Annotated in this window: 24 protein-coding genes and 1 tRNA gene; 8 read left to right on the top strand and 17 right to left on the bottom strand. The window is 71.6% G+C overall.

What is annotated here, in order from left to right; translation table 11 throughout:
- Nucleotides 1–198: 198 nt before the first annotated feature.
- The 7 genes from ACN269_RS28865 to ACN269_RS28835 form a co-directional block, all read right to left on the bottom strand.
- A complete protein-coding gene (locus ACN269_RS28865; protein WP_421475380.1) occupies nt 199–984 on the bottom strand; it encodes a MerR family transcriptional regulator in 786 nt (261 codons plus the stop codon).
- A gap of 155 nt (nt 985–1,139) precedes the next feature.
- Entirely contained in the window at nt 1,140–2,270 is a 1,131-nt protein-coding gene (locus ACN269_RS28860; protein ID WP_421475379.1) for a serine hydrolase domain-containing protein, read from the bottom strand.
- A gap of 180 nt (nt 2,271–2,450) precedes the next feature.
- Nucleotides 2,451–3,203, bottom strand: coding sequence for a nuclear transport factor 2 family protein (locus ACN269_RS28855; protein ID WP_421475378.1), 753 nt, complete (start codon nt 3,201–3,203; stop codon nt 2,451–2,453).
- On the bottom strand, nt 3,200–3,418 hold the full coding sequence (locus tag ACN269_RS28850) for a hypothetical protein (RefSeq protein WP_421475377.1): 219 nt from the start codon (nt 3,416–3,418) through the stop codon (nt 3,200–3,202). Before ACN269_RS28850 ends, ACN269_RS28855 begins: the two co-directional genes overlap by 4 nt.
- An 82-nt stretch (nt 3,419–3,500) precedes the next feature.
- Complete coding sequence (locus ACN269_RS28845) at nt 3,501–3,752, bottom strand: hypothetical protein (RefSeq protein WP_421475376.1); 252 nt, start codon at nt 3,750–3,752, stop codon at nt 3,501–3,503.
- An 11-nt stretch (nt 3,753–3,763) separates the two neighbouring features.
- Nucleotides 3,764–3,985: a hypothetical protein gene (locus ACN269_RS28840; RefSeq protein WP_421475375.1), complete on the bottom strand. Its 222-nt coding sequence runs from the start codon at nt 3,983–3,985 to the stop codon at nt 3,764–3,766.
- Between the two features lie 95 nt (nt 3,986–4,080).
- On the bottom strand, nt 4,081–5,277 hold the full coding sequence (locus tag ACN269_RS28835) for a helix-turn-helix domain-containing protein (protein WP_421475374.1): 1,197 nt from the start codon (nt 5,275–5,277) through the stop codon (nt 4,081–4,083).
- Nucleotides 5,278–5,432: 155 nt separating this feature from the next.
- Here ACN269_RS28835 and ACN269_RS28830 point away from each other — a divergent pair, with 155 nt between their 5' ends.
- Nucleotides 5,433–5,834, top strand: a complete 402-nt coding sequence (locus ACN269_RS28830; protein ID WP_421475373.1) for a hypothetical protein — start codon at nt 5,433–5,435, stop codon at nt 5,832–5,834.
- 101 nt (nt 5,835–5,935) lie between these two features.
- Here the strand turns inward: ACN269_RS28830 and ACN269_RS28825 are convergent, their stop codons facing one another.
- The 3 genes from ACN269_RS28825 to ACN269_RS28815 form a co-directional block, all read right to left on the bottom strand.
- Complete coding sequence (locus ACN269_RS28825; protein WP_421475372.1) at nt 5,936–6,172, bottom strand: hypothetical protein; 237 nt, start codon at nt 6,170–6,172, stop codon at nt 5,936–5,938.
- A gap of 307 nt (nt 6,173–6,479) precedes the next feature.
- Nucleotides 6,480–6,551 (bottom strand) — tRNA-Val (locus ACN269_RS28820).
- Nucleotides 6,552–6,601: 50 nt separating this feature from the next.
- Entirely contained in the window at nt 6,602–7,159 is a 558-nt protein-coding gene (locus ACN269_RS28815) for a TIGR02611 family protein (protein WP_421475371.1), read from the bottom strand.
- Between the two features lie 294 nt (nt 7,160–7,453).
- Here ACN269_RS28815 and ACN269_RS28810 point away from each other — a divergent pair, with 294 nt between their 5' ends.
- The gene (locus ACN269_RS28810; protein WP_007457244.1) at nt 7,454–7,885 is read left to right on the top strand and encodes an SsgA family sporulation/cell division regulator; all 432 of its coding nucleotides are present in this window, start codon (nt 7,454–7,456) and stop codon (nt 7,883–7,885) included.
- Nucleotides 7,886–7,987: 102 nt separating this feature from the next.
- On the opposite strand, the gene ACN269_RS28805 is transcribed toward ACN269_RS28810, so the two are convergent.
- Nucleotides 7,988–8,764 (bottom strand): RhlG family 3-oxoacyl-ACP reductase, encoded by a 777-nt coding sequence (locus tag ACN269_RS28805; protein ID WP_421475370.1) that lies wholly within the window; start codon nt 8,762–8,764, stop codon nt 7,988–7,990.
- Between the two features lie 178 nt (nt 8,765–8,942).
- Here ACN269_RS28805 and ACN269_RS28800 point away from each other — a divergent pair, with 178 nt between their 5' ends.
- Nucleotides 8,943–9,917, top strand: coding sequence for a helix-turn-helix domain-containing protein (locus ACN269_RS28800; RefSeq protein WP_421475369.1), 975 nt, complete (start codon nt 8,943–8,945; stop codon nt 9,915–9,917).
- 7 nt (nt 9,918–9,924) lie between these two features.
- Complete coding sequence (locus ACN269_RS28795; RefSeq protein ID WP_030333674.1) at nt 9,925–10,380, top strand: RrF2 family transcriptional regulator; 456 nt, start codon at nt 9,925–9,927, stop codon at nt 10,378–10,380.
- A gap of 4 nt (nt 10,381–10,384) precedes the next feature.
- Here the strand turns inward: ACN269_RS28795 and ACN269_RS28790 are convergent, their stop codons facing one another.
- Entirely contained in the window at nt 10,385–10,996 is a 612-nt protein-coding gene (locus tag ACN269_RS28790) for a malonic semialdehyde reductase (RefSeq protein WP_421475368.1), read from the bottom strand.
- Complete coding sequence (locus ACN269_RS28785; protein ID WP_421475367.1) at nt 10,993–11,553, bottom strand: flavin reductase family protein; 561 nt, start codon at nt 11,551–11,553, stop codon at nt 10,993–10,995. The genes ACN269_RS28790 and ACN269_RS28785 overlap by 4 nt, the downstream gene beginning before the upstream one ends.
- Before the next feature lie 310 nt (nt 11,554–11,863).
- On the opposite strand from ACN269_RS28785, the gene ACN269_RS28780 reads away from it, so the two are divergent.
- Nucleotides 11,864–12,043 carry a DUF4236 domain-containing protein gene (locus tag ACN269_RS28780; protein WP_421475366.1) on the top strand — a complete coding sequence of 60 codons (180 nt, stop codon included), beginning with the start codon at nt 11,864–11,866 and terminating at the stop codon, nt 12,041–12,043.
- Between the two features lie 163 nt (nt 12,044–12,206).
- Here the strand turns inward: ACN269_RS28780 and ACN269_RS28775 are convergent, their stop codons facing one another.
- Nucleotides 12,207–13,133 carry a hypothetical protein gene (locus ACN269_RS28775; RefSeq protein ID WP_421475365.1) on the bottom strand — a complete coding sequence of 309 codons (927 nt, stop codon included), beginning with the start codon at nt 13,131–13,133 and terminating at the stop codon, nt 12,207–12,209.
- 24 nt (nt 13,134–13,157) lie between these two features.
- On the bottom strand, nt 13,158–13,679 hold the full coding sequence (locus ACN269_RS28770; RefSeq protein ID WP_421475364.1) for a VOC family protein: 522 nt from the start codon (nt 13,677–13,679) through the stop codon (nt 13,158–13,160).
- A gap of 49 nt (nt 13,680–13,728) precedes the next feature.
- On the opposite strand from ACN269_RS28770, the gene ACN269_RS28765 reads away from it, so the two are divergent.
- Together ACN269_RS28765 and ACN269_RS28760 are read left to right on the top strand one after the other, a co-directional pair.
- Entirely contained in the window at nt 13,729–14,190 is a 462-nt protein-coding gene (locus ACN269_RS28765) for a MarR family winged helix-turn-helix transcriptional regulator (RefSeq protein WP_421476629.1), read from the top strand.
- Nucleotides 14,191–14,247: 57 nt separating this feature from the next.
- Complete coding sequence (locus ACN269_RS28760; protein ID WP_421475363.1) at nt 14,248–15,936, top strand: tetratricopeptide repeat protein; 1,689 nt, start codon at nt 14,248–14,250, stop codon at nt 15,934–15,936.
- Nucleotides 15,937–15,948: 12 nt separating this feature from the next.
- On the opposite strand, the gene ACN269_RS28755 is transcribed toward ACN269_RS28760, so the two are convergent.
- Together ACN269_RS28755 and ACN269_RS28750 are read right to left on the bottom strand one after the other, a co-directional pair.
- Complete coding sequence (locus tag ACN269_RS28755; protein WP_421476627.1) at nt 15,949–17,307, bottom strand: ATP-binding protein; 1,359 nt, start codon at nt 17,305–17,307, stop codon at nt 15,949–15,951.
- A 71-nt stretch (nt 17,308–17,378) separates the two neighbouring features.
- A complete protein-coding gene (locus tag ACN269_RS28750; RefSeq protein WP_421475362.1) occupies nt 17,379–18,035 on the bottom strand; it encodes a response regulator transcription factor in 657 nt (218 codons plus the stop codon).
- Nucleotides 18,036–18,132: 97 nt separating this feature from the next.
- On the opposite strand from ACN269_RS28750, the gene ACN269_RS28745 reads away from it, so the two are divergent.
- Nucleotides 18,133–19,254: a LolA family protein gene (locus ACN269_RS28745; RefSeq protein ID WP_421475361.1), complete on the top strand. Its 1,122-nt coding sequence runs from the start codon at nt 18,133–18,135 to the stop codon at nt 19,252–19,254.
- The last annotated feature ends 140 nt before the right edge of the window (nt 19,255–19,394 follow it).

Here is a 19,394-nt window from a genome sequence, read left to right as displayed (position 1 = left end):
CGTCCATCCCCGGCAGCAGCACTGAAGTTCGATCAACTTGATTGCCGCACGGCGCGGTGCCCGGATGGCTCCAAGGCGACGAGAGGCCCGGGAGCGAAGAGCCGGTAGCGGATCAGCGGCGATCTCGATCATGGGGTGCATGTTTCGGATCTTGTGCACTCGTCACGGCTGAGCGGGGAAGCCCTGCCAGTGCAGCAGTTAGTAAGAGTCTGGCCCGGGGATGTGGATGCCGGCGGAGCGGAGTTTGGTCTCGACGAGTGCGACCAGTTGGGCCGAGGCCGGTGCCTGTTCTTCGCCGTGGTGGGCGATCAGTTTGTATCGGGTCGCGGCCTCGTTGCGGGCTTGCAGGCCGGTCACGATTTTCAGGTGTGCGGGGTTGGCAAGGTAGTGGTCGGCGATGGCGGTGGCGAGTTCGTCGATGCGGGGGTCATCCGGTGCCCAGGTCGCGGTTTCGGCAGCGCGCTTGCTCAGGGCGACGAACCGGGTGTCCTGCAGGGCGTGCTCGACGTGGGTGAGGTAGTCGTCGAAGCCTTCGGGGACCAGGGCCTTGGCCAGCACTAAGCTTTCCCGGGCGGCCGCCACCTCGTCGGCGGTGAAGCCCAGGCTGGGCATCCGTTCCAGCAGCGCCACGGCACGGTCAGGCAGCAGCGCCCGGTTGCCATCGGCGATCCGGTGCAGAGTGTCACGCCGGGCGGTCAACTCCTCGATCCGTTCGGTGAGCTGCCGCTCGACGTCGGCGATAGCGTTGGCGAACACGTCGGCGTCGGCGTCGATCAGGGGCCCGATCTCGGCCAACGGCACGCCCGCCCCGGCGAGGGTCCGGACCTGCACCAGCCGTAACAGGTCGGCCGATCCGTACCGTCGGTAGCCGGAGCTGTCACGTTCGGGCTCCTCGACCAGGCCGAGCTTGTGGTAATGCCGCACCGTCTTGACCGTTACGCCGGCAAAGGCCGCCGCCTGCCCGATCGTGACTCCATTCCTCATCTGCTCAGCCTGCCTTGTGCCCTACCTCGGCCACGAATTGGCAGACGTACGGCCGAGCATGCGACCGGCCACGCCGAGCTCGACGAACCCGGCGTGGCCCCGTTTCGGCTCCTACCTGATGGACCGCCGGAAGCGGTTATATGAGGCACAGGTGCTCAGCGCGTCGGCCGAGCCGGATCGGCCTGCCCAGCGCAGAACACCTCGTTGACGAGCCGCTGCGTCGCCTGCTGGAACGGCACGGCCAGCGACAGCGCGGCGTCGTCCACATAGTTCAGCGTGGCGGTCAGGGTCTTGCTGCCATCGGGTGTGCTGTACATCAGCGCCGCGTGACCCGCGATGCCGCCGTTGTGCGTGATCACGGTGCCGCCCAGGCCGGTGTCCTGCACAAATACTCCAAGGCCATAGCCCATGTTCGGGATGGGCGTCGGGTGCGGAGTGCACATTTCGGTCAGCAGTTCGGCCGTCAGGAGCTTGCCGCCCACCAGCGCGGAGATGAACGTGTGCAGATCCTGGGTGGTCGAGATCATGTCACCGCCGCTGGAAATCCAGGAGGGGTTGTGGCGGGTGACGTCGACGGTCTTCTGCTCGCCGTCGTCCTCGTAGCGGTAGTACGCGTGGGCGTGCGGCTCGGAGACTTCGGTCTGGGTGGTCGGCGCCACGGTGCCCGTCAGTCCGAGCGGCCCCAGGATCAGTCGCTGCATCTCCTGGGCGAACGGGCGGCCGGTGACCCTCTCGACCAGCAGCCGGGCCAGCACGTAGTTGGTGTTGGAGTAGCTCCAGTCCGTACCCGGTTCGAACCGTGCGGGCTTGGACAACGCCAGCCGTACCAGGTCCTCCGGTGGGTAGGTCGTGAACCGGTTGTCCACCCACTCCTTGCCCGCAGTGGTGGCGGGGATGCCCGGAGTGAACGTGCCGTCGGCGTAGTACTCGCCGGTGAAGTTGAAGACTCCGCTGGTGTGCTGCAGCAGCATCCGCACCGTGATCCGCTCGTCGAGTCCGAGGTCGGGCAGGTAGTCGGCGGCCGGGCTATCCAGAGCGATTTTGCCCTCGGCCACCAGTTGCAGGACCAGGCTCGCGGTGAAGGTCTTGGTGTTGCTGCCGATCCGGACATGCCCGTTCGTCGGCGGCTTCGCGGTCCCGCCCAACTCGGCAACCCCAGCGCTGCCGACCCACTCGCCCCGCTCGTCGTGCACGCGCAGCGTGATCCCGGCGATACCGGAATCCACGATCTCTTCGATGACCTTCTGCAATTCCGGGCGGTCCTGCTCGGCCAGGGTGATGGACATGATCGTTCGCTCCCTTGAGTCTGTCGTTCGGCGCACCCTTTCGGCGTGCCGATGCAGGGAGCGTGCACCCTGACCCAAGGTCAACCTCAACCATGACCTGTGTCACTGCTTTTCGGCCTCTCGCTTGGTAACCGGCGAGATCAACGACATAGCTGGTCAGAGCAGTTGCCGCGGACGGATCTATGCCGGCTCGCGCACGCCGCCCGCGTTGCCACCATCGTCTGGCATCGGTTCGGTCGGGGCTTCGGGCAATTCGTCCGGCGTGTCAGGTAGCAGGACGCCCGGGTCGTCGGGCACCGGCTCACCTGGGTCGATGGGCGGATACTGCTCGGGGTCGAGATCCGGTCCAGTCATCAGGCGAGTATCCGTCGTCTTCCGCGCTGCCGCTCGTCGAGCGCGCGAAGGCTCAACGGTCGACGCCTCGCGCTGGATCTGCTCGAATTCGGCGGCCATCGCGGCAGCCAGGGCCTGCGCGGCGGACAGCGGACGAACCATGACCGTGAATTCATCGATCAAGCCGCTCTCATCCAGATGCAGGAAGTCGCAGCCCTCGACAGCGACCTCACCCATCCGTGCCTCGAAGACCAGCGCGTGATCGCGAGCGCCCTCGCCGCTCAACTCGCGGACGTACCGGAAGTCCTCGAACACCCGCAACACACCCCGCAGGATCGCAGCGGTGATCGCCTTGCCCACATAGGGCTTGAACGCCACCGGGCTGCGAAACACCACGTCGTCGGCCAGGGCCGCCTCAACGGCATCGAGGTCACGTGCTTCAACCGCCACCCGAAAGTCGATCACCGCCCCAGCGTACGGGCACTGCCACCGAGTCTGTTCGTCCCAGACCTCCTGGTCGTATTCCGGGTCCGGTGGGATCCACATGTGCGAGCCGTCGCTGTAGTGGAACTTCTCGTCGCTGGGCCGCAGGGTGCTCACCGGAGCCAGCCGAGGAAGCGTCTGTGCAGCGCACCCGCCGGCACCCAGGTCAGATCCTGGGTGGCCCGCACCAGTTGGGAACCCAGGTAGAGCGCCAGGGAGATCGGAGCGTCGTCGAACTCGGCGAGCAACTCGCGCTGCCGTGTGCGGCAGGGCCAGGGCGCAGCGCAGCCGCCGCAGCTCCAGATCGGCAGCACCGGGCCGTGCGTGGTCATACGCGACCTCCGCGCAGCGCCGCCGCGAGGGACCGCGCCCGCCGGCTGGTCCCCGAGGCCACCTGCCAGCATGGGTACGTGGTCACGGCCGCTGCCCTGCGGCGGTGGCGGCCAGGACGTCGACGCTGACGAGCACCTCGAAGCACCATGGGACGGCGCAGTCCGCCGTGGGCCAACTGCAGTCCGGGCCGTGGCCGTACACCCAGGCGAACCGCGGGTCGTGGGACTCGTGGACCTTGACGATGACGATGTCGTGGCTGGTCTGGCCCTCGATGCCGGGGCTGGGCTGCCACTGGCCGGGCCGCACCGACACCCGCGTGCCGGGCTCGGGCATCCGCCGGCCGCTCACCGGACCGGCCCGTCGGGGCGGCTTGCGCGCCGGTGCCCCTGCTCCATGGTCCGGGCGCTGGCCAGGACCCGCCGCTTGGCCGCTTCCTGCTCGGCGGCCTGGATACGCTGGCCGGTACCGGGCGGAACAGGCGGCGGGGCGGGCGTGAGCAGCCGCCACAGCCTCTGGACGATGTGCAATGTGTCGCCTCCCCAGGTCAGGGGCGCGAAGATCTTCACTACGACGCTGCATTCGATCCGCGCCCGACTCAGTAACCAGGGACGCTATGTACGACCACGCAACGCGACGGGGACAGACCGTCCCCCTGGCACGGTTACCCCTCGACGCCGATGGCGAGCGCCAGCTCGCGCGCGTCTTCCCCGACGGTTCCCGGACGCGAAGACAACTCGAAGGCGGCGCTCCGCGAGTACGGGTTGTGCCGGACCGTGTCGACGCTCTCGCGTAGCGCCCGGCCAAGCAGGTGCACAGCAGCTACTTCCTCGCGGCGCAGCAGGTGCGCGCGGGCCGCGTCGATCAGATGACCTGCGCGGCGGGTACGCGAGGGAAGCGCGCTGTAGTTCGTCGAGTCGGCTCGCCGAACGGCCTCCCCCGCGTGGCACAGGTCCGTCTCCAACGTCACCGCGTACGCAGCGCAGGCGGCCGGACCGAACATGAGCCACGGGTGGGCGTAGCCGGCTCCGAGGCGGCCAGCGGCGGCGTCAGCGGCGTCCCACGCGCGCCACGCCTGCCCGGTGCGGCCGGCCTTCGCGTGACCGAGCGCGCGCCCCAGTTGAAGCTGGGCCCACCGCGCGTACTGTTCGGCTCCCGCTTCCCTGTCGACGAGCCGCTCGGCGTCGGCGAGCACCAGCTCGGCCGCGTCGACCTGGTTCGCCGACCGGTAGACGTGTGCGTAGTACCACGCCGCCGCGGCGATCGCGTTCGGGTCGTCGGCGTCCTGCGCGGCGCCCATGGCACGGTCGGCGGCCAGCCACACCAGCTCCGGGTAAGGCTGGTGAGCGACGTACAGCTGCGCCAGGTGGTAGACGCGCGCCAGCTCGGCCAGCGCCGCCCGCCGGTCGGTGCCGTCGAGTCGTCTCACCGAGCGGCGGGCGTCGTCGAGCAGGCCGGGCAACACCGCAGCCACGGCGGTCCGTTCGGTGCTGGACCGGTGCCACAGCATCCATGCCTGGTCGACCAACCCGCGCAGGACGCCAACGGGCGTCGGCTCCCCGGCGGGGACGGTGGTGCGCTGCATGGCGGCGGCGACGTTGTCGACGGCCGGGTGCCCGGCCCGGGTCACCGACGCGACCGGCAGGGACTGGTCGCCGGTCAGCTCGGCCAGGTCCGAGACGTCGAGGACCTCGGCCAGGCGCAGCAGCATGGGCAGGCGCGGCGTGAGCAGCCGCCCGGACTCCAACGCCTTGACCCAGTCGGCGCTTCGACCGACCAGGCCACCCAGAACAACGCGCGTCTTCCCCGCTCGTTCGCGGTGGGCGCGTAGGCGGGCACCGAATGACGTTGGCTCGGTCATGGCCGCTCCCAGGTAGAGGACTGGGCGGCGGCACCGCCGGCCTCTACACCAGCGGGGCCGCCATGTCCGACGGTACCGCGCTGCCCGTTCATCGGTCATCGACGACGGCTCCAGCCGCGAAACCACAACCCCCCGCCATCTGACACGCTGAGGGGATGCGAACCCTGGGGTGGTCAGCCGAGTTCCGCGAGAAGCCCTGGCACACCATCGCGGCACGCCTGCACGGTGCCCTCGACGACAGCGCCACCTACGAACCGGTGCTGGACATAGTCGACAGCATCATCGCGTCCGAAACGGAAGCACTCCTGGCAGGCACGACCTCGATGTTCGACCTCGTCGTCACGCGCAAACCCGTCACACCACCACCAGTCGACGTCGTCACGGTCCGCTCGGCCTACGGCTGGATCACGATCGAGCACATCACCCACACCGGCCGAAACGACCGGATCCAGAGACCCGCCCAGGACGCAGTCGCTCTGTTCTGGCGGTTCATGATCGAAAAGTTCGGCATCCATCCCACGCCAACCGGCGCACCACCCGAGCGGCCGTTTGCGTGACGGCGAGGAGCAACTTCTCGCAGCGCAAACACGAGAGTCCGTAGCCTGGATCGCAAAGATCGGCTAGCAACCGATGGCGCGGCTCGCGGCATGGATGAGTGTCAGGGGCGACCGTCGGTCCGCCGCCAGCGGTGTCGCTCGGGGATCCAGGCTAGAGAGTCGGCTGTGGTCGGCTCCGTCAGAGCGACTACGGATTCGTCGAACAGGTGCCACTCGTGCCGGGAATACGCTTCGGCGGCAATGAGCAACGTCGACGCGTGGTCGCCGTGCAGCAAGACCTCACTCACGAGCCCCGCATCGCGACGGCCCTCGACAACGGTGTCGTAGACGACTTCCACCTGGTTGATGGGGCCGCGTACGAGTGGAATCGCTCGGCGGGACCGCAGTGGGCCGGAGTCGAAGTCCGGCAGCCGCTCCGGCTGGTGAACTCCCAGCCCAGGCCGTCTCGGGCGCTCACATCGCTGGCGACAACCGCATCCCACAGCGAGTGCCAGTCGGTCATCAGTCAGCTCCTTCCGGGTGTCATGGCCTGTCGCCGGCCCTCGTCCACTCCGACCCGCTCGGCCACCGCCGGAACTGCCGTATCACAGCAGAAAGGCCACCTCCCGAACCGGGAAGCGGCCTCTGATCTGCAAGAACTGAGAGTGGGCGATGCTGGTATCGAACCAGCGACCTCTTCGGTGTGAACGAAGCGCTCTCCCACTGAGCTAATCGCCCTCAGCGCCGTTGACTCTACCCGATCGTGGAACCAGACCAAAAATCCGGGGTCAGCGTGCCGCGAGGTACTGCCTCGCCTCGGCCACCACGTCGATGCCGAGGCTGAGCTTGAGGGAGAGCCAGACCACCGCGCCGACGAAGACCAGGCCGACGGCGCCGAGGACGAAGCGCAGCGGCAGTGACTGTCGTCTCACCCAGCGCGTCCAGCCGTGGACGTGCCGGCGGGTGAAGCCGAGCAGTCGGCGGGCCCAGTGGAATTCGACGGCCCAGATGCCGAGGCCGGCGATGACGAGCAGCCAGCCGGGCCCGGGCAGCGGGATGAGGGCGATGCCGATGGTGACCACCAGCGCACCGGCGATCGCGATGAAGATCTTGAGGGCGATCCGGCCGGTGGGGTTGGCCCGGATCAGGTCGAGGGTGGTCGAGATCCGCTGCCGCCAGTGCGGGCGGCGCGGTGGTTCGCCGACGACGAGGACGCCACCGTGACGGCCCACGTCGGGCGTCGACCGTCCGGGTCGCTCGGGCTGCTCCATCGGCACGTCGTACCCCCGCTTTTCGGTTGCTCGGACCGCGACGTTCGGCGGGCCCGGCGCGGTCACCGGATCCACTGAGGATCGGTTCGTGACCATTTCACCCCCCAGTGTCGCTCGGGCCCGTCACTGCAACGGCCGACTGGACGTTACCGGAGTAAGTCGACGACTGAGCCACCCGACGCCGGGCGGCATCACGCACTGGGCAGAACCGGAAATCCTACATGAATGTTCACATTCACGAGGCGCTTCCGTCCCCCTTCCCACCACTGGGTGAAGTCAGCGTATGGCGGAGCGTAGCCAGGAGTAGCACCTGAGTATGGGAAAAGCGGGACACGCGCGTTCCGCAGCGGTGCCGGGGGGAGAACGTCCATGAGTGTCATCCGACCGACGACCGTAGAGGTCGAGACGTCGCTAAGGCTCGTCGCGCCTGACGCCACCGCCTTGCCGGTGCGTGCCAGTCTGCGTTACGACCCTGCTGACCCGTATGCGGTCCATGTCCTGTTCCACGCCGAATCGGCCGGCGGCGAGGCGGTGAGCTGGTCGTTCGCTCGCGAGCTGCTGGTCACCGGCCTGGACGAACCGGCCGGCATCGGGGATGTGCGGGTCTGGCCCTGGGCCACACCGCGCGGCGACTTCGTCGCGCTGGCCCTCTCGTCACCGGACGGCAACGCCCTCTTCGAGGTGCCGCGCAGTGTCCTGGTGCGTTTCCTTCGACGGACGTACGTCGTCGTCCCGCGCGGCCGCGAGGCCGAGCACCTGGACGTCGACACCGCGGTGAACCGGCTGCTCGCCGGCCGCTGAGACAGAGCAACACCGGGGCCGCGCGGATCTGCCGAGTCCGCGCGGCCCCGGCACACCCACCCCAGGGAGTACGACCACAGCCCGACCCGGGCTGGCCGGTGCTCAGCCGTGCGTGGTGATGCCGCCGTCGACGGGGATGACCGCGCCGGTCAGGTACGCGCCGGCCCGCGACGACAGGTAGATCGCGGTGCCGGCCATGTCCTCGGGGCGGCCGATGCGGCCCAGCGGCACCTGCTGTTCGATGGCGGAGCGGCCGGCCGGGTCGTCGAGCGCGAACGCCATCATCTTGCTCTCGAACGGGCCGGGCGCGATCGCGTTGACGGTGATCTGCTCACCGGCGAGCTGGTGGGCGAGACTGCGGGTGAGCATGTGCACGGCGGCCTTGGTGGCCGAGTACGCGTACACCTCCATGAACGGCACCCGGATGCCGTCGATGGACCCGATGTTGATCACCCGGGCCGGGTCGTCGGCGCTGGCGGCGGTGCGTAGCGCCGGCAGCAGCGCGGTGGTGAGCCGGAAGACGGCCTTGACGTTGACCGCCCAGAGCTTGTCGAACGCGGCCTCCGGGTAGTTCTCCAGCGGCGCTCCCCAGGTGGCGCCGGCGTTGTTGACCAGCACGTCGAGGCGGTCGACGCGCTCGCGCACGGCGGCGGCGAGGGCCTGCGCTCCGTCGTCGGCGCTCAGGTCGGCGGGGATGGCCTCGCACCGGCCCTCGGCGGAGAGTTCGGTGGCGACCTGCTCGCAGACGTCCGCCTTGCGGGACGAGATGATCACGCGGGCGCCGGCCCGGACGAAGCCCTGGGCGATCATCAGCCCGATTCCCCGGGATCCGCCGGTGACCAGGACCGTCTTGTCTTCGACCGAGAACAGCTCCGTCATACCCATCCCATCGCGAGTCGGCGTGGTCCGCCGCCCGACGGGCGCCGGACGAACCGGGACCGGACGGCGCTACCGCCGGGTAACGTAGCCCGGCCGTGGGGGCCGCGACAAGCCTCGACGCCGTCACGTACGCCGGTCGGGATGCGGTGACCTGCGGTTCGGGCTACCGTCGCAGGCGATGGTCTCCACCGATCCCTCCCCCGCGCCATCGATCGGAACGGCATCACCCGTACCCGACGAGATCGCCACGTTCGCGCTGGCCGACCTGGCCGGTGACCCCGGCTGGCGTCGGCCGGTGTTCGTCGAACGGGAGCTGCTGATCCTCACCACCCGCGGCCACGGCGACGCCGAGCTGGATTTCCACCTCCTGCCGTGCCGGCCCGGCACGCTGCTGCGGGTCCGCGCCGGTCAGGTGCTGCGCTGCGCCGGCCCCCAGTTCGACGCGTCGGTGGTCGGCTGGACCACCGATGCCCTGCACGGCCTGGCCGTCGACGAGGACGCGGCACCGACCTGGCGACAGTTGGCCGGCGAGGACGAGGACGCGGTGATCAACGAGGTGAGCCAGTTGGCGGTGGACTGCCAGCGGCACGGTGACGGCCCGGCCGGCCGCGCGCTGCTGCGGCACCAGCTCGCCGTACTGCTGCTGCGGTTGGCGCTGCCCGACGCGAACCCGGCCGGGCAGCGCAACGAGGCCGAGACGTTCCAGCGGTTCTGCCGCGAGGTGGAGCACGGCTACCAGGTGTCCCGGCGGGTCGAGGACTACGCCGCCGCGCTCGGGTGCTCGGTGCGTACCCTGACCCGGGCCTGCCTGGCCGTCACCGGCCGCAGCGCCAAGCAGGTCATCGACGAACGGGTGGCGTTGCAGGCCGCCCGACTGCTCGCGGCGAGCGACGAACCGATCGCGCGGATCGGCCGGGGGCTCGGCTTTTCCGAGCCGACCAACTTCGGCCGGTTCTTCACCCGGGAGATCGGGGTCAGCCCCGGCGCGTTCCGGGCCGCCAGCGACCAGCCGGCCGCCGGCCGGGTGGTCCGACCCCGGCCACCGGTCGAGCCGACGGGCCCCAACGGTGGGCGGTTCCACTCCGGGACAGCCGGCGCACCCGGCAACTCAGGGCGGCCCGGTGGCTCGGGGATCCCGAGCGGGCGGGCATGATGACGGGGTGCAGATCTCCGCGCGCGGCGACTACGCGGTACGGGCGGCGCTGAGCCTCGCGACCGCGTACCCCTCGCTGCTGTCCACCCAGGCCATCGCGGCGGAGCAGGACATGCCCCGCAAGTTCCTGGAGGCGGTCCTGGCGGATCTGCGCCGGGCCGGGATCGTTCGCGCCCAACGCGGCGCGGAGGGCGGTTACACCCTGGCCCGTCCGCCCCGCGAGGTGACCGTCGGCGCGGTGCTACGCGCGGTGGAGGGCCCGCTCGCGGGCGTCCGCGGCCTGCGCCCGGAGGAGACCCGCTACGAGGGTTCGGCGGAGAACCTGCCGGGCCTGTGGGTGGCGGTGCGCGCCGCCGTGCGGCGGGTGGTGGACGAGGTGAGCCTCGCCGAGATCGTCAGCGGTCGGCTTCCCGCGCACGTCCGAAAGCTCACCGCGCTGCCCGACGCATGGGAGCCACGCTGACGCCTCACCGGGCGTGCACCACCTCGTCGGTGTCGAGTCGGGGCAGCCGGTCGCCCCAGGCGTCTGGACCGGGATGGCCGACGTTCAGCAGCAGCAGCGCCTCGTGCCGGCCGTCGGGAAAGAACTCCCGGGTCACCCCGTCGGCGTCGAACCCGGCCATCGGGCCGGCGGCCAGCCCTGCCGCGCGTATCCCCAGCAGCAGGTAGCCGATCTGGAGGGTGGCGTTGAATCGGGCCTGTTCGGCGCGGGCCGTCCGATCACCCAGCCACTCCCGGGCCTGCGGTCGGTGCGGGTACAGCTCGGGCAGCCGCTCGTGGAAGTCCACGTCGGCGGCGAGCACCGCCGCCAGCGGCGCGCTGGCCGTCTTCGCCCGGTTGCTCGACGACACGTACGGCAGCAGCCGGGCCCGGGCCTGCGGCGAGCGCAGCAGCAGCACCCGCAGCGGCTGGCCGTTGTACGCGGTCGGCCCGTACCGGATCAGGTCGTGGATCGCGGCCACCTGGGCGTCGGTGACCGGCTCGTCGGTGAACGTGTTGGCGGTGCGGGCCGTCCGGAACAGCAGGTCCTGGGCGGCCCGGTCCAACACGAGGAGGTCGGCCGTGACGGGTGTGCTCACCAGCCGGCCGCCGTGGTGTAGCCGCCCCGGTGGTGCACGAGTGGAGGACCGTCGCCGCCGTCGCCCAAGGCGAGCGGTTCGGCGATGACCAGGGTGTGGTCGCCGACCGGCGCGCGGTGCACCACCCGGCAGAACAGTCGGGCCAGCACCCCGGTCAGTAGTGGCACCCCGAACGGCCCGGTCGTCCAGTCCGGGTAGGCGGCGAACCGGTCGATGCCGCTGGTGGCGAAGACGGCGGCTGCCTCCCGCTGCCCGGCGGCCAGCAGGTGGACCGCGACGTGTTCGGCACGGGCCAGCACCGGCCAGCTCGACGACGCCGTGCCGAGGCAGAACGAGACGAGCGGCGGTTCCAGTGAGACCGAGGTGAACGAGGTGGCGGTGAACCCGGCCCGGATCGGTTGACCGATCCCGCCCAGGCAGGCCGGGTCGGTGGACCGGGCCACGGCGGTGACCACGGTGACGCTGGTGGCCTGCCGGCGCAGCAGCGCGCGGAACAGGTCCCGGTCGACCGGTCGCAGGTCGGTCGCGTCCGTCGTCGGACGCTCCACGGTGGTCACGCCGACACCAGGGCCGGCGCGGTGTGGGCGATGAGGAGAAGCTCATTGCGCGGCAACATGAAACCCATGCTGCCGACGGCGCGAACGGCCGGTCAACGGTCTTCCACAAGATGAGACTTGCATCGCCGACGATGTTACGAGGCACCCCCAGCAGCGTTTACCGCAGCGCAACACCCATCTGTTGGATAGGAATTCGGGTGTCGTGGCGGCACACCGTCCACCCGGGACGCCGAGGGGGTTTCGGAATTCGCCGGTCCGGGAATGTTCGATGCCGACACGGCAGGGAACGGTTGACGAGGGGAGTGCTCCGATGGGCCTCATGTTTCGCAAGCGCAAGAAGTTTGGTCCGCTGATCCTGAACTTCACCGAGAACGGCTTCTCCTCGTGGAGCATCAAGATCGGCCGTTGGTCCTGGAACTCGAAGGCCCGGGCACACCGCGTCGACCTGCCGGGACCGCTGTCCTGGAAGCAGGACAAGGCCCGGTCGTAACGACCCGGGAGTCGAGCGGGGCGCCGGTGATGCACCGGCGCCCCGCTCGGCGTCTGCGCCCACCCGCTCGTCGATCTTGCACTTTCGGTTGCCGTTACACGCGGGATGTCCCTTGTGTCACCGCAGAAAGTGCAAGATCGCGGGGAAGGGTCGCGGGGAAGGGTCAGGGGGTGGGGGTGATCAGCTCGTCGCCGGCCAGGCGACCGGACTCGCGGTCACGGGTTGCTTTGCGCTCCTGGAGCAGGGTGTGGAGGGCCTGGTTGGCGTCGGTTGCGCGGTAGATGGTGTTGGTGAGGGTGTGTCGGCGCAGGTCGGTGACCGGGCGTGGCCCACTCCGGCGCAGCTCGGCGAGCAACTCACGGGCCAGCGGGTCCAGGGAAGCGCCTCCGGTCACGTCCACTGGCGGGGCCGTCGGGTGGGCGGGGTCGCGGTAGCGCACGCCAAGGTCCGCGCCCACCGTCCAGAGCGCGTCCCGGACCGCCTCCAGGCTCCGGTCCGACCGGCTCCCGAACGCGATCACGCCGGCCGCCTCGTCGTCCACGTCGGCCGAGGCGTTGCCCGCTCCCCCGTCCGCCCCCAGCACCGGTGCCACCTCGGCGACCAGCGGGAAGCCGGCGCTGACGAGGGCCGGGCGGGCGCTGGTGGTGGCGTGCAGCAGCACTTCGCCGTTGCGACCGTTGGCGCAGGCGCGCAGCACCTCGGCGTACGCCGGGCCGGACAGGTCGACGAAGCAGAACAGCGGCGCCCCGGCCGCGGAGGCCGCCTTGAGCGCCACCGGCAGCCGGGTGGGGCCGCCGGGTAGCAGATGCACCGTCACCTCGGGCGGCAACTCCGCCTCGACCGGCCCGAGCCGGGACGGCAGGTCGGTGGCCTCGTCGGCCAGGACCAGGACCGTCACCTGCCGGCCGCGTACCTGCGCGGCGTGACCGACGACCGCCCGTAGTGCCGCCTCCGCGCCGCCACCGTCGGCCCCGGCCCAGGCCAGCGCCACGGTCACGCGGCGGGAGCGGTGCAGGGCTACCGGCAGCCAGGTGGTCAGGTGGCGGACCAGCAGTTCACGGAGGACGGCGGCGGTCCGGTTGGTTGGCATCGGTCCGTTCTACCCCATGGCCGTTCAGGCCGGGACGGAGATCCCCACGCCGCCGCGCGTCTGCCCGCCGTACCGTTGCCGCTCGGCGGCCAGGTCGAGCCGGCCGATCCGCTTGCGGGCGGCCAGCGTGTCGTCGTTCAGAAGGTTGGCCGGGACCAGCCAGACCACCTCGAACTCCAGCCCGTCCGGGTCCTGCCCGTAGAGGCTCTTGGTCGTGCCGTGGTCGGACGTGCCGGCCAGCGCCCCGGCCGCGGCGAGCCGCTCGGCGGTGGCGGCCAACTCGTCGAGGGTGTCGACCTCCCACGCCAGGTGGTAGAGCCCGACGGTGGCCCGGCCGGCGGTCGAGCGCCCGGCGCCCGCGCCGATCTCGAACAGGCCGAGGTCGTGGTCGTTGGTGGAGTCGGGGGCCTGGAGGAAGGTCGCGCCCCGGAAACCGTCCGGGGTCATCTCGACCGGGGTGAAGCCCAGCACGTCGCGGTAGAAGGCGACGCTGCGGGCGAGGTCACTGACGTAGAGAACCGCGTGGTTGAGCCGATGAATACCCATGACCCCACCGTAGCGTCAATTTGTTGAGCGTTCAACCATTGGGGGTATGATGGTCGTCATGACCCGCTGGCTTAACCCCGACGAGCAGCGCACCTGGCGGGCGTTCCTCGCCTCCTCCCGGGCGCTGATGGACACGCTCGACCGTGAGCTGCAACGTGATGCCGGTATGCCGCACGCCTACTACGAGATCCTGGTCCGGCTCTCCGAGGCGCCCGGTCGACAACTGCGGATGAGCGAGTTGGCCGACGCCGCCGGGTCGTCGCGCAGCCGGCTCTCGCACGCGGTGGCCCGCCTCGAGGAGGCAGGCTGGGTGCGCCGCGAGGACTGCCCCACCGACCGGCGCGGGCAGATCGCGGTGCTCACCGACGATGGTTTCGCCACCCTCGCCGCCGCCGCGCCCGGCCACGTCGAGGGGGTACGCCGGCACCTGTTCGACGCGCTGAGCCCCGCCCAGGTCGACCAGTTACGCCGGATCAGCGAGACGTTGGCCGAGCATCTGAGCAGATCCTGACCGATCGACACCGGCGCGGGTCTTGTACTTACCGTCGTCGGATGAGCACGATGGGGCGTGTCCTCCGGCTTCGACGAGTTGACTGACCAGGCGCACCACCTCGTGTCCGCTGGCGACATCGCCGGTGCGCAACGGCTGCTGTCCGACGCGCTCACCGACGCCGACCCCCGCCCGGCCAACGCCACGCCGGAGTTGGCCGAGGCGGCCAGCCTCCAGGCGCGGGTGCTCGTGGCCCTCGGTGAGCCGCACTCCGCCCGCGGTTGGGCCGCCTTCGCGTACGCGGCCACGACCCGGTTGCACGGCCGCGCCGACCCCCGCACGGTGGCCGCCGCCGCGACCCTGGCCGCCGTACTGCACCGGGTGGGCAGTCACTCCCGGGCCGCCCGGCTCTACCAGGACGTGATCATCGAGCTGACCGCGCAGGACGGTCCCGAATCGCTGCGGGTGCTGGCCGCACACGCCGACCTGGCCACCGTCGAGTACGCCCGGGGCCAGTGCACGGTGGCCCGCGACCGCCTCCAGGACGCCTGGGAGTTGCACCGCGAGGTGTACGGCGACGGCCACCCCAGCGGCATCAAGATGTTGGCCCGGCTCGGCTCGATGCAGCGCGACTGCGGGCAGTTCGCCGAGGCGCACGACAACCTCGCGCTGGCCCGCGAGTTGTGCCGGCAACATCTGAGCGCCGACGACCCCCTCGCCCTCCAGGTGGCGGCGCTGGCCCGGGCAGCGGCCAACCCCGACCACGTCTGCGCCGACGACACGTCCGCCACCCCCGAGGCACCGGTGGTGCCGGCCGCGCGCACCCCACCGCAGCCCGACCAGCCGCTCAAGGCCGCCTACCATCCGCCGACCCCTCCGGCCGCGGCTCCTGCCGACCGCACCGACGAGGGCCTCGCTGGTGCCGGGGTCGCCAGCGGCGGCGCGGTGCCGAATCCACGGGTACCTGCCGACGAACCGGACGGCTCCCCGGACTTCCGCTGGCCGCCGGCCGACGACGCGGAGGGGCCGTCGGACGTCCGCTGGCCGCCCGCCGACGAACCCGACTTCCGCTGGCCGCCGGACCGGACGGACGAACCCGTCCCGCACCCCACCGTCGCGCCGGTGCCCCCGTCGGTGGCCGGGTTCACGGGCGGCACCGAAGAGTCGTCCGGCGTGTACCGGCTGTACCGCCCCGGAGCGTCGTCCGAACCGGAGCGACCGTCGGCGCCGCTGACCCCGTACACGCCGTCACGGTTGCTGCCGGTGCCCGTGCACCGGGCGCCGACGCCGGCGCGCAACAGGCTGGTGCCGGTGCTGGTGGCCGGCGTGGTCGTGGTGCTGCTGGGCACGGCGGCGGTGATCGCCGGCGTGGCGCGCGTCGGCGACGGGGACGACCCGAAGTCCGGGCCGGCACCGAGCGTCGGCCCGACCGGCACGGCCCCGTCCCCGACCACCGGCACCCCGGCCGCCGGCACGACCGCGCCGGCCGCCGCACCAGGCACCCCGCCGGGCGCGGTGTCGGTGCGCGACAACCGGGACAACATCACCCTGCGCTGGACGTACCCGGCCGGCGGCGAGGGGCCGGTCATCGTCTCCGCCGGCCGGGCCGGGCAGGAGAAGACCGCGATCGCGACGCTGCCCGCCGGCACCGACAGCTACATCGTGTACGCGCTGAACCGCGCCAACGACTACTGCTTCACCGTCGCGGTCGTCTGGTCCACCGACACCGTGGCGAGCGCCGACCAGGTCTGCACCCGCCGCCGCTGACGTCCGCCACGCTCACGGGCGGGCGACCAGCGGTGGCGACTCGGGTCCGGTCGGCGTCGCCGGAAGCAGCAGGCGTACCCGCAGGCCGTGCGGGCCGTCGGCGTCGGTCAGGGTGATGACGCCGCCCGCACGGCGGACCAGCTCCCACACGATGGCGAGGCCGAGCCCCGCGCCGCCGTGGTCACGGGCGCGGCCGTCGTCCAACCTCGTGAACCGGTCGAAGACGCGGCCGCGATCGGCCGCCGCGATGCCCGGGCCGTCGTCGGTCACCGTCACCAGGTGGTACGCGGTCTCGTGCGGCTCGACCGCGAGGACGACGCTGCGGTGCGCGTGCCGGACCGCGTTGTCGACGAGGTTGGCCAGCACCCGCCGTAGCTCGGCCTCGTTGCCGGCCGTCCACAGCGGCCCCGGCGACGGTGCCACCCGCACCGGCGGCGACGGATACCGGGCGGCGACCTCGCTCACCAGGGTCGTCAGATCGACCGGGCCGGTGCCCCGCGCCGCCGGCATCTCGTCCAGGCGGGCCAGCAGCAGCAGGTCGTCGACCAGCAGGCTCAACCGCTCGGTGTCGGCGAGCAGGTTGGCGGTCACCGCCGTCCAGTCCGTCCGGTCGGCGAGCCGCTGGGCCACCTCCAACTCGGTACGGATGTTGGCCAGCGGGCTGCGCAGCTCGTGCGCGGCATCGGAGACGAAGGCCCGCTGCCGGGCCCGGGCCGACTCCAACCGGTCCAGCATCCCGTTCAGGGTCACCGCCAGCCGGTGGATCTCGTCGGCGGAGGCGGGCACCGGAAGTCGACCCGCGCCGGCCCGACCGGTGATCTCCTCCGCGCCCTGACGCAGCGCCTCCACGGGACGCAACGTCGCGCCGACCACCCGCCACGCCACCCCGGCCAGGACCACCACCAGCAGCGGGAACGCCACCAACAGAATGGTCCGCACCACGTGTGTGCTCTGCCGCACGTCGGCCATCGAGCGGGCGACCAGCACGGTGAGCGGCTCGGCCCCCGTGCCGGCGGGTACGGCGACCACCCGGACCGGCCCGCGGAGCCCGACCCGCTCGGCGGGAACGTCCAGGCGTTGCCGCTGGCCGGCGTCCAACCACTCGGGGCGGGCCATCGGGACCAGGCGGTCCGCGTCGATCGAGGCCGCCCGGACCCGCCCCTGCGCGTCGATCACCTGGACCCGGACCTGCCCGCCGGCCACCGGCAGCGGGTCGGGCAGCGCGTCCTCGGCGGCGAGCAGGGCGACCGCGTCGGCGGTCCGGAACGCCTCGGTGTCCACGTTGCGCTGGAGCACGAAGCGCAGCGCGCCGAGCAGCACCACCCCACCGAGGGCGAGACCGATGGTGAGGCCGAACACGCCGAGCGCCAGGAGGCGGCCCCGCAGCCCCAAGCCGTGCAGGCCCCGGCGGGGCGACCAGCCGCGCGGCGGGTCGGTCGACGTCACGTCGCCAGCCGGTAGCCGGCGCCCCGGATGGTCTCCAACCGATCCCGGCCGAGCTTGCGACGCAGGTAGCCGACGTACACCTCGACCACGTTCGGCGCCGTCTCCAGGCTGGCGTCCCATACGTGGTCCAGCAGCTCGATCTTGGAGATGACCTGGCCGGGGCGGCGCATCAGATAGTCCAGCAGGGCGTACTCGCGCGCGGTCAACGTCACCTCGGCGTCGGCCCGGGTCACCCGCCGACGGGCCGGATCGAGCCGCAGGTCGCCGACCGCCAGCACGGCGGGCCGCTCCGGCGCTCCCCGGCGCAGCAACGCCCGCAGGCGGGCCAGCAGCACCACGTACGAGAACGGCTTGGTCAGGTAGTCGTCGGCGCCGCAGTCCAGGCCGTCGGCCTGGTCGTACTCGCCGTCCTTGGCCGACAGCATCAGCACCGGCAGCCAGTGCTGCTCGGCGCGCAGCCGGCGCACCACCTCGTAGCCGGAGAGCCCGGGCAGCATGACGTCGAGGATCATCGCGTCGTACCCGCCGTGGCGTGCCGCGTCCAGGCCGGCGGGGCCGGTCGCCGCAACGTCGACCGCGAACCCCTCCGCCTGCAGGCCGCGTTGCAGGGCATCCGCCAGCCGGGCCTCGTCCTCCACCACCAACAACCGCACGCCTCAAGGGTGCCACCCGGGTCACAACTCGCGGTTCGGCGTCCTCAGCGCACTCACAGCGCCGACCGGGCAGGATGTCGGGCAGGAGGTGTGCACCATGTCGATCCTGAGAAGTCGTCCCGTCCTGCGGTGGCTGGTCCCGGTGGCCGCCGGCGTCGCCGTCATCGGTGGCGGCGCCGCCGTCGGCACGTTCGCCGCAGAGGCCGAGCCGAGCCTGCCGCCGCGTACCGCCGCCCAGCTTCTGGTGGACCTCCAGACCTCCTCCCTGGAGGGGTTGTCCGGGACGGTCGTGCAACGCGCCGACCTCGGCCTGCCGCCGCTCGTCGGGCTGCTGCCCGGCAACGACCTGACGGCCCTGCTGAGCGGCACGCACACCCTGCGGGTGTGGTACTCCGGCCCGGATCGGCAGCGCGTCGCGCTGGTGGACACGCTCGGCCAGCGGGACATCATCCGCAACGGTCGGGACGTGTGGACCTGGGAGAGCCGCGGCAACACCGCCCGCCACCGCGCCCTGGGCGAGGCGACGGGCACCGCGAAGCCCGACGCGACGCCGAGCCTGCCGGCCACTCCCCGGGAGGCCGCCGACCTGGCGTTGGGCGCGATCGATCCGAGCACCGAGGTCAGCGTCGGCCGCTCGGCCACCGTCGCCGGTCGGGACGCCTACGAGCTGGTGCTCGCGCCGCGTGACCGTGACTCGCTGGTGCACCAGCTCCGGATCGCCATCGACGCGAAGCAGCACGTGCCGCTGCGCTTCGAGGTGCTCGCCGCCGGCAGCGACCAGCCGGCCTTCGAGATGGCGTTCACCCAGGTCGACTACCGCCGCCCCGACGCCGACCAGTTCGCCTTCAACCCGCCCCCGGGCGTGCGGGTCACCGAGGAGAGCGCCGAGCGGCCGACCACCGGCCGGCCGGCACCCGTCGCGCCGGGTCGGGACCCCCAGGTGCGGACGGTCGGCGACGGCTGGACCACCGTCCTGGTCGCCCGCGTCGACGCAGCCTCGGGCCAGAAGCCGGCCGTCGCAGCCCCGGGCCAGAAGTCGACCGCCGCGCCGGACGCCGACCTGTCGAAGCTGCTCGGTGGCCTGCCGAGGGTCAGCGGCGACTGGGGCAGCGGGCGGTTGCTCACCGGCAAGCTGTTCAGCGTGCTGCTCACCGACGACGGGCGGGTGCTCGCCGGAGCCGTCACCCCCGAGCGGCTCTACCAGGTGGCTCGCGGCTGAACTCCGCACACACGTACGCCGGGTCGACCACGCGGTCGGCCCGGCGTATCTGTGTGACCCGGATCGGCCCGGTCGGCTTGGTGACAGCGGGCCGGCCGCGCTATCTTCGACAATTCGAGGGCACAAAAAAGAACGGCATT

It is taken from the genome of Micromonospora sp. WMMD736, assembly GCF_049179015.1.
In the GTDB taxonomy this organism is placed as follows: Bacteria; Actinomycetota; Actinomycetes; order Mycobacteriales; family Micromonosporaceae; genus Micromonospora.
This window is presented reverse-complemented; position numbering and strand designations above follow the sequence as displayed.